This window comes from Veillonella sp., from assembly GCF_019414865.1.
Lineage (GTDB): Bacteria > Bacillota > Negativicutes > Veillonellales > Veillonellaceae > Veillonella.
The window spans coordinates 1-3,377 of sequence record NZ_DXLG01000149.1; the positions used below are offsets into that span (position 1 = coordinate 1).

Below are 3,377 nucleotides of genomic sequence, written 5' to 3' on the forward strand. Positions count from 1 at the left end.
GTATACTTATGCTAATAAGGTTGTGCTTATTTATATTGTAAATGTGAGAGAAAAAGATAAGAGGGTTTTATGTTACGTAAAAGTATAATTATGATGGCATTAGCAGCTGCTTTCACCATGAATGTTAGCGCTGTTCAAATCGAAGTCCCAGCCGGTCAACCGCCTATGCCAGGTGCTGATGCGAGTATTCCGGCTAATGCGTATGAGAACTATCGGGCAGGTAAGCTTAGTAATTATAAATCTAGTGATATTGTTAAGGCTAAGGCCAAATACCAAGATAAGTTAGATAAAATGGTTGCTAATGGTAAGTTGTCAAAGGATAAGTTAGATGCAGAGGCTCAACGGGGCTATAATCAAATAGATTTAGCTGCGAATGAATCAACGGTAATCTTGTTACATGATCAAGATAATAATATTCGTGCTAGTATGCCAGCAGCCATACTAGAAGGGGACTATTTGTCTCGTAGTCGTTCTAATGAGAAAGAAGATTTACAGCTTTTAACTGAGCGAAATACACTCTTTATGTTGGGGTCTAATGTAACGGATATTCTTGATATTGTTAAGACAAAAGCTGATCAGAAAGGGCAATTCCTATATCCAGAGATAACAGAGGGGACCTGGTTTATGAATGATAAATTCTTAAATCAAAATAATCCTATGATGGGTGCTGTAGTGCGTCTTAAAGAGCAGCCAAATCGACCATATATCGTTGGAATTGCTTATCGGAATCATCCTGTTACAGAAAAAATGGAACAGGTAATGAGTAACTATATCATTCCGTCCATTCATTCTCTGGATGATATGGATTCGTATAGTGAAACGATTACATGGGAAAATTTAACATATCGGATTCCAAAGGGAATGAAGTTGAAAGCTCAGAGAAATCTGGATAATACTACGACTGAAGTTAGAGAGTATGTAGGACCTTCTGCAAGATTTTCTGTGCTTAGATGGCCTGTAAAAGTGGACAATCTATATGGTAACTTTTCTTTTAAAAAGGTTATTAATGCATCTAAAGTAGGTCAACCATTATCTGATGAGGCATTAGTTCAATCTGCTTCTGTTTGGAACAATGGTGTGCCAAGTTATATGATTGATAATTATCGGAAGGGCAAGAAATCTAAAATTCATAGAGTTCTTCGAGATGATAAATATTATTATGCTATTGATTTACTCTATACTGATGGAGCTGCGCCGTACTCTCATATACAATTAAGAAATACGGTAGAGTTCTCAGACTTTGGTAATGTAAAATTACTTCGTAAGAAAAGTGTTAATATTAGTAATAAAAATAAAATTAAGAAAGACAAGAAGTAAGTGTATTTTTGTGTTGTAAAACTTAGAGGAGAGAGGGTTTTATGTTACGTAAAAGTATAATCATGATGGCATTAGCAACTGCTTTCACCATAAATGTAAGCGCTGTGCAGATCGAAGTACCAAAGTGGCAACCACCAGTTCCAGGTGCAGATGCGAGCATTCCTGCTAATGCGTATGAAAATTATTCCCATAGTAATGAAAAGGCGATACAAGAAGCGGAGGAATTTAGCGTTAAAGTTCAGAAAAGTGTGGAGAAACCCAAGATTGCGATAGAAAAGGTTTTTAAGGAGAAAACTGGATTGGCTCAAGCTGTTAAGCTGGGAGAATTCTCAGAATCTACTGTTATCTTACTTCATGAAGGAAAAAATAATATTCGTTTATCTGTACCAAATATTAGCTTGCGTGGAGATACAGTTGAATCTAAATCAAGTGACGGTCCTTTATTTGTGGTTCGTGGTTTTACAAGTATTTTGATGGTGGGGCCACCACATGGTAAAGAATTTAGTAAACGTATGCACAATGAAGGTATCTATACATATCCAGGCTTAGAAAATGCATCTTGGAAAATCCTTAAAGCCAAGACACATGTAATGTATACAGAGTTTACGCCTAAGAACACGAACACTACCTATGGTATTACGTATCTTGGTGGCGGGGATGTGAATGATCCATACCAAGATAAATTTGCTGAAGTGGTAATGAGTAATTATATTATTCCATCTATTGAGCCCTTATCTGGGTTAGATAATTATAGCCATGTTAAGCATTGGGACAATTTTAGCTATCGTATTCCTAAAAAGGCTAAGCTTGTGAGCGAAGCATTGGAAGATAATAAATATGAGGTTCGTACTTATGAAGCCTCAGGAATTAAGATCCGTGTGTTACGCTTTCAAATAGACCCTAATGTTATTGATAAAAGTTTGGCAAAAAAACAAATTTTTGCATTTTTGAATAAATATGGTGACCTTGAGGCGCCTACACAGTATGCAACAGTTTGGAATAATGGTCTTCCAGGATTTCTAGTTGATCGCTATAAATCTAATGGGGAATCCTATTTACGCCATTTTACAAAGGATTCTGAATATTATTATAGTTATCGCATTGATTATGATGAAAGCAAATCTTCGTATAAGCATAAACAATTGCGCGATATGGTTGAGTATGTAGATTTTGATAATGTTGAAAGTTTACGAAAGGCACCTCAATGGCGTATAAGTAATAGCCATAAAAAGAAACTTGATGCGGATCCAATCTTTAATCCGTGGTATATGGAATGGATTAAAATATTAACTCAATAAGAAATTTTGTTTTTAAGTTTCATAATATTAGCTAGGAGAGTGCCAATGAGTAAACTCAAATATATCAAAACTATATTAGTGCTTTTGCTTAAGGCTTATCTTGTCTATCTATGGATTAACTTTGTCGAGACGTTTATTCGGCTACTTTATGACATCTATGTATTAAAAGTATATTCAGTGGAGCATTTTGGTCTATTTCTATTCTTTCTCTTTGGGAATATATGCTGTATTCTGTGGCTCGTTTTATGGTGTAAGCGATTACCGCCAGCTTTTAACAAGCCCAAAATATACTATGAAATTAAAGATTGGATACGATCTAAGAAACAAGACGCACCTATCTATAAAGTCCTGTTTGTCAGTTTAGCGCTTATGTTAAAACTATGTTTTGTGGTGTATATCTTAATTGTCGTCTCTACTGTGTTAAGCATTCCACTGGTAAACTATTAATCTATTTCAAACGTTAGTCTATGAGCGATTATGAAATAATCATGCTCCTCTTACAAGTACTGGCTATTGTCATTGCTTTTGGAGCCTTAGTAGCCCTTATTTGCCTTACAAAAAGCAAATAGCCCTCCGTTACCGCATGGTAGCTAAGTAAACAGAAAGGCCATTTCCTTAGTATTTTGATTTTCGAGATGCGCCTGACGTTTCGACTCGTCTGGCTATCTTCTTATATTATAGGGATAAAGATATATATCGTCAAATTAAGATAAACCATATAAATACTAAATATATACACATAACTTATATATACTAAAATAT

General features: G+C 35.2%; 2 protein-coding genes. Both read left to right on the forward strand.

Annotation, left to right across the window (positions count from 1 at the left end; translation table 11 throughout):
* The first annotated feature begins 69 nt into the window (after window positions 1-69).
* Window positions 70-1,317: a hypothetical protein gene (locus tag QZ334_RS07540; RefSeq protein ID WP_295233311.1), complete on the forward strand. Its 1,248-nt coding sequence runs from the start codon at window positions 70-72 to the stop codon at window positions 1,315-1,317.
* Window positions 1,318-1,358: 41 nt separating this feature from the next.
* A complete protein-coding gene (locus QZ334_RS07545) occupies window positions 1,359-2,615 on the forward strand; it encodes a hypothetical protein (protein WP_295233313.1) in 1,257 nt (418 codons plus the stop codon).
* The last annotated feature ends 762 nt before the right edge of the window (window positions 2,616-3,377 follow it).